Origin of the sequence: Mesorhizobium sp. M2A.F.Ca.ET.067.02.1.1 (genome assembly GCF_004023285.1) — a bacterium.
Taxonomy (GTDB): domain Bacteria; phylum Pseudomonadota; class Alphaproteobacteria; order Rhizobiales; family Rhizobiaceae; genus Mesorhizobium.
On the sequence record NZ_RZSB01000284.1, the window covers coordinates 1 to 5,039 of the forward strand.

The 5,039-nt window shown below is 62.6% G+C and carries 8 protein-coding genes; 2 read left to right on the top strand and 6 right to left on the bottom strand.

The genetic code is table 11. The annotated features are described in order from the left end of the window. The 3 genes from EOA28_RS19300 to EOA28_RS19310 form a co-directional block, all read right to left on the bottom strand. A partial coding sequence (locus EOA28_RS19300) for an SRPBCC family protein (RefSeq protein ID WP_281060908.1) occupies positions 1 to 297 on the bottom strand: 297 nt, incomplete at its 3' end. A 75-nt stretch (positions 298 to 372) separates the two neighbouring features. Next, complete coding sequence (locus tag EOA28_RS19305) at positions 373 to 873, bottom strand: GNAT family N-acetyltransferase (RefSeq protein ID WP_127252266.1); 501 nt, start codon at positions 871 to 873, stop codon at positions 373 to 375. A gap of 8 nt (positions 874 to 881) precedes the next feature. After that, entirely contained in the window at positions 882 to 1,640 is a 759-nt protein-coding gene (locus EOA28_RS19310) for a copper homeostasis protein CutC (protein WP_127252267.1), read from the bottom strand. A 189-nt stretch (positions 1,641 to 1,829) separates the two neighbouring features. On the opposite strand from EOA28_RS19310, the gene EOA28_RS19315 reads away from it, so the two are divergent. Continuing rightward, on the top strand, positions 1,830 to 2,285 hold the full coding sequence (locus EOA28_RS19315; RefSeq protein ID WP_127252268.1) for a carboxymuconolactone decarboxylase family protein: 456 nt from the start codon (positions 1,830 to 1,832) through the stop codon (positions 2,283 to 2,285). A 40-nt stretch (positions 2,286 to 2,325) separates the two neighbouring features. Here the strand turns inward: EOA28_RS19315 and EOA28_RS19320 are convergent, their stop codons facing one another. Both EOA28_RS19320 and EOA28_RS19325 read right to left on the bottom strand, forming a co-directional pair. Further along, positions 2,326 to 2,757 carry a cupin domain-containing protein gene (locus EOA28_RS19320; RefSeq protein ID WP_128315160.1) on the bottom strand — a complete coding sequence of 144 codons (432 nt, stop codon included), beginning with the start codon at positions 2,755 to 2,757 and terminating at the stop codon, positions 2,326 to 2,328. Between the two features lie 216 nt (positions 2,758 to 2,973). Further along, complete coding sequence (locus EOA28_RS19325; protein WP_126082247.1) at positions 2,974 to 3,555, bottom strand: NAD(P)H-dependent oxidoreductase; 582 nt, start codon at positions 3,553 to 3,555, stop codon at positions 2,974 to 2,976. 270 nt (positions 3,556 to 3,825) lie between these two features. Here EOA28_RS19325 and EOA28_RS19330 point away from each other — a divergent pair, with 270 nt between their 5' ends. Beyond that, positions 3,826 to 4,059, top strand: a complete 234-nt coding sequence (locus EOA28_RS19330; protein ID WP_127252270.1) for a hypothetical protein — start codon at positions 3,826 to 3,828, stop codon at positions 4,057 to 4,059. Between the two features lie 98 nt (positions 4,060 to 4,157). On the opposite strand, the gene EOA28_RS40290 is transcribed toward EOA28_RS19330, so the two are convergent. Then, a partial coding sequence (locus EOA28_RS40290; RefSeq protein WP_245501553.1) for an MFS transporter occupies positions 4,158 to 5,039 on the bottom strand: 882 nt, incomplete at its 5' end.

The window sequence follows — 5,039 nt, forward strand, 5'->3', positions numbered from 1 at the left end:
GGCCCGCCACAGCCCGTCGAAATCGTCGAAGGTTTTTACCACCACCAGCCGGCCGGGTATGAGCTCGGCGGCCTCGATGATGAAGTTCAGCTCATAGGGCAGGGCGCCGCGCGCTCGTGCCCTGGCGCGGGCGCCGACGACGCCCTTGCCCTTCTTGTCGAGCGGCTCCACCTCCTTATAGGCATCGCCCCACCAGAGCGGCAGCAACTGGGCGTCCGACAGCACATCCCACACTTCCTGGGGTGTGCCTTCACGGATGTCCCAGCTTTCGTCGAAGCGGAAGACATTGCTCGCCATGATGTCGCGCCCCAGCAGCCGAGCGGTTATATTAGCTTTGGCTTGTTCTTCTGGCCAGCAGCGTTCGAAGCGTGTTCAGGCGGCGATCGGTTTTGCCCAATAGCGCACCGACTTCTTGCCGCCGTGGATTACCGCGTCGCCGACCTCGGCGAAACCGAGCGCGGCGTGGAAGGCATCGGAAGCCGGGTTGGGCGGATCGGCATTGACCTCGCAGGTTACCATCGTGTGGCCGGCGCGCCGGGCCTGCTCGAATAAATCCTCATAAAGGCGGCGGGCGTGGCCGCGGCCGCGCGCCGCCGCGGCGACCACCACTCGGTCGACATAGACGAAGCGCGGATAGCGCTCGCGAAACCAAAGGAAGTTCGGGCTGTCGTAATTTGCGTCCTGGTCGAAGCACAGGATGAAGGCCCCGAGCGCGCCGATGCGGCGGGTGTAGAAAGCCTCACCGAGCAGGAAGGAAAGCCGTTCCGGCTCGAGCCAGGACAGTTCCGCCGCATGCTCGTTGTTGAGCGCGAGGATGGCGGGCTCGTCGGCGGGCGAGACGCGTTCGATCGGCAGCAACTCATGGGTCACCATCTTGGCTGTCAGGCTCTCGCGGCCGCGATCGTCGCCGCCACCTTGTCCTGGTCGGTCACCGTGTTGCGGTATTCGCGGTCGAGGTCGGTGCCGCCCATGCCGACATTGGGATTGCGGTAGCGCATGGCGCTGGGCACGTCCGCAAGCGCTGCAAAATGCATCTCGGTCAGCCCGGTCCGCTTGCGCACCTCGCCGATCGTATCGGGCGCCAGCGCGCCGCAGCCGAGGATGATGATGCGATCGCCCGCCAGACGCACGAGCTCGGCCAGAAGCTCGACGCCTTCGAGCGCGGTATCGCGCTGTCCGCTGGTCAGCACGCGGCCGACCTTGCAGCGGATGAGCGCCTCGAGCGCCTCAGCCGGATCACGCGTCATGTCGAAGGCGCGGTGGCAGGTGACGTTGAGCGGGCCGGCGGCCTCAACCAGCGCGCTCATGCGCGCCTCGTCGATGGCGCCGTCGGCGGTCAGGCAGCCGACGACGACACCGGCAACGCCGAGCTCGCGAAGCGCTTCGACATCGGCCAGCATCGAGCGGTATTCGGCCTCGCTGTAGAGGAAATCGCCACCGCGCGGCCGAACGATGACATGGAAGGGAATGGTCGCGCTTTCGAGCGCGTCGCGCACCGTGCCGAGGCTCGGCGTGATGCCGCCTTCGATCAGGCTGGCGCAGAGCTCGACCCGGTCGGCGCCGGCGGCCTGCGCGGCGAGCAACCCGTCAATGCCTTCGACGCAGATTTCGATCAGGGGTTTTTGCGTGTCCGCCACCAGCTTCCATCCATGCTTTCTAGAAGGTGGGCAGCCCTAGCACCGGTCGCGCCGCCGCGAAAGCCGCAACCATCGGTCCAGCCAGGGAGGGCGCTTGACAATGTATAACTGCAAAGTTATGGATGACTCATAACTGGAAAGTTATTGATTGGTACGGGCCTGCCGGCCGCACGAAACCCGAGGAGACGGATGATGGAAGCAAGATTGAAGAACCCGGTGATGCTCATTCCCGGCGCGCTGCAGGCGCTGCTCGCGCTCGACAAGTCGACCGAGGCCGGCGACGTGCCCTATGTCACGCGCAAGCTCGTTCATCTGCGCGCCAGCCAGATCAATGCTTGCGCCGTCTGCGTCGACATGCACGCGCGCGAGCTGAAGAAGGCAGGCGAGAAGGACGAGCGGATCTTCGCGGTGTCGGCATGGCGCGAGACGCCTTACTTCACAGACGCCGAACGCGCGGCGCTTGCGCTGACGGAAGCCGCTACGCGCCTGGCCGATCGATCCGACGCGGTGCCCGACGACGTCTGGGACGAGGCGGCGCGTCACTTTGACGACAAGGCGCTCGCCGCTTTGGTGATCCAGATCGCGCTGATCAACGCCTTCAACCGCCTGAACGCCACCACGCGGCAGCCCGTCGGCGCCTGGGGCTGAGCAACAACGGGCGACCGCTTCGGAGCGGACGCACGGCCGGCTACTGTTTCAGGATCGTGTTCTTGGCGCCTTGCTCGACCTGGTCGATCACCAGAAGCTTCACCGGATCGGTGCCGATATTGGTGGCCTGGTGCCATTGGCCGATCATCTCGACGATGAAGTCTCCTGATTTGAAGGTGTTGGCAGCGCCGGTCTCGACATTGGTGACCTTGAGCGTTCCCTGCTCGACATAGGCGTAGCGCGGAAAGCGGTGTTTGTGGACCGGGAGCGTTGCGCCCGGCGCGATCTGGTAGGACGAGACCTGCACCTCGACGTTCTTTTGCGGCAGCGCGATCGGCTGGCCCGACGCGGTCGTTGTCTTCGACACCAGCGGTGTCACCACAACGGGCGTGTTCGAACTGTCCAGCGCGTTCGCGCTGGTCGTGAAGAATGCCACCGCCAAAAGCAGTGCCGATGCCGTGATGTTTCGCATGGTCTCCTCCAGTTGCGGCCAGCATCGCGCCGCGATCTTGCGTGCGCAAGCGTGCCGGGGCCGATTATCGGTGGTGGCGAGGCTGCCAGTCGTTGACATGCTATTGGAAAACGCTGGCTCAGGACGCTTCACGTAACCTGCGGGGCATTCGCCATTGCCGAATGATAGCTCGCCCGAGCCACCTGGGACGTGGCTTGAACCTCGGGATGATATTTGTCAGTCGCCCCGTTGCCCGTGCTTGCGCATATCGTCGATCCAGCGAACTCGCTTCTTTTCGTCGGCGAAGGTGAGGCCATACAGGCTCTCACGAATAGGTTTGATTCCCGCGAAGCTCAGCATGCTTCGCTCGAAACCGCGCAATCCGTAGGCGCCAAAGTACCAACGATAGAGCAAGACCGGCATGCCCATGGTGACGACGATGCGAGCCGAACGGCCGGCGAGCAGTTGTTTCGGAAAACCTTCTTTTCCATATTCCATGGCAAAGCCGGGCCTGAAGATATGTTCAAGGAAACCTTTGAACAGTGCCGGCATGGTTCCATGCCAAAGTGGAAACAGAAAAACCCAGTGTTCGGCCCAGCGCATATCGTCCCGCGGTTGCACGAGGGCCGGCGGTAATGCCCCGGTCTCGAATTCCGCTTGTGTACGCATGAGCGAGAACTCGAGCGTTCCCACTTCGACGCGACGAACCTCGTGCCCGGCTGCTTTCGCAGCTTCGGCATAAGCGTCTGCCATCGCATGCAGCAAGCGATGCCCACCGGGGTCTGGATGACCCTGTATGATCGCGATCCGCTTGGTCATTGGTCCCTACCTCACGCATTCAATCCTAGCGCGTTCTCCCAAAACGCCTCTTTGATCTGGCGCAAGTGCCTGAGGAGATCACCCTATCCGCGTCAGCATCGTCGAATGTGAGCTGAGTTCGGCCACTATGTCGCCGAAGGCGGAAGTCCGGTGAAACAAGGGGAATCCGCAAGCCTGCCGAGGGGACGCAGACCGAGGACGAAGCTCGCCTGTCTTAGTTTGTTCATCCGGCCGGGTTACAAGTGGCGCGCTCATCCAACGGAGTATGCCATGCAAACCGATGTGTCGGATCTCGACCAGCTTCAGAGCGCCTACAAGGCCGCGGTGGAGGATTGGATAGCGGCGATCAGGGAGGAAGAGGAACTCGCATCCGTCAACCACTCGATAGCCGAGATCGACAAATGGGAGGCGGCCCACTTCAAGGAGGATGAGGTGCGCGACAGGGTTCTGGAATTGAAGAAGAAATACGAGGACGCTTTGCGCAAGGAACAGTTCGGCTTCTAGAGCAATTCCGGGAAAACTGTGTAGCGGTTTTCCGTCCGGTTTTTGATTTTACGCATGTCTTTATCCCGAAACCGGTTCCCACTTTCGGGAGACATGCTTTAACGTTTCGCCGGTGCCGATTTGGGCGGCCTGAGCAGCAAAGCGAAGGGCACCAGCACCGCTGTGGCTATCGCGCAGTAGAAGAACACATCGACATAGGCGAGAAGCGAAGCCTGGCGGCCGATCTCCTGGCCGATCCAGCCGACGGCCTGCTGCCTGGCCTCGACCAATGGCGAACCCTCGGCGACGAAATGATCCGTCACCTGGCGAAGCGTCTGCTGATAGGTGTCGCTCGATTGCGCGGTGTGGCCGACCAGCACCGACTGGTGGAATTGGGCGTTCTGGGCAATCACCGTGTTGGACAGCGACACGCCCATGCTGCCGCCGATGTTGCGCGCGACGTTGATCAGCGACGATGCCTGGTCAGTCTTCTGCGGCGGCAGGCCGACATAGGCGGCGGTGGAGATCGGGATGAATAGGAACGGCAGGCCGATCATCATATAGACGCGGGCATAGGCGAAGAAACTGAAGCTGGCGTCGGGCGTCAGCGAGGTCGTGTGCCAGAGCGCGACCGCGACCACCGACATGCCCAACATGATGAGATAGCGCGGCTGAACGATGCCGGCGGCAAAGCCCGAGATCGGCATCAGCATGAGCATGGCAATGCCCCCCGGCATCATCGACAGGCCGGAAAGCGTGGCGGTGTAATCGAAGGTCGTCTGCTGCAACTGCGGCAAAAGCTGCGTGGTGCTGAAGAGCACCGCGCCCACCGCCATCATGACCAGGAAGGACATGCCGAACTGCCGGCTGAAAAGCAGGCGGATGTCGACGATCGGATCGCGCCTTGTCCACTCCCACGGGAGCAGCAGCAGGAACGACACGGCCGAGATCACGGCGAAGGTCGTGATGAAGGTCGAGGCGAACCAGTCGTTGCGCTGGCC

Coding starts and splice junctions, on each gene's coding strand:
- EOA28_RS19325 (WP_126082247.1), bottom strand. CDS start 3,555: ATGACCAAGCGGATCGCGATCATACAGGGTCATCCAGACCCCGGTGGG.
- EOA28_RS19320 (WP_128315160.1), bottom strand. CDS start 2,757: ATGCGAAACATCACGGCATCGGCACTGCTTTTGGCGGTGGCATTCTTC.
- EOA28_RS19330 (WP_127252270.1), top strand. CDS start 3,826: ATGCAAACCGATGTGTCGGATCTCGACCAGCTTCAGAGCGCCTACAAG.
- EOA28_RS19305 (WP_127252266.1), bottom strand. CDS start 873: ATGGTGACCCATGAGTTGCTGCCGATCGAACGCGTCTCGCCCGCCGAC.
- EOA28_RS19315 (WP_127252268.1), top strand. CDS start 1,830: ATGGAAGCAAGATTGAAGAACCCGGTGATGCTCATTCCCGGCGCGCTG.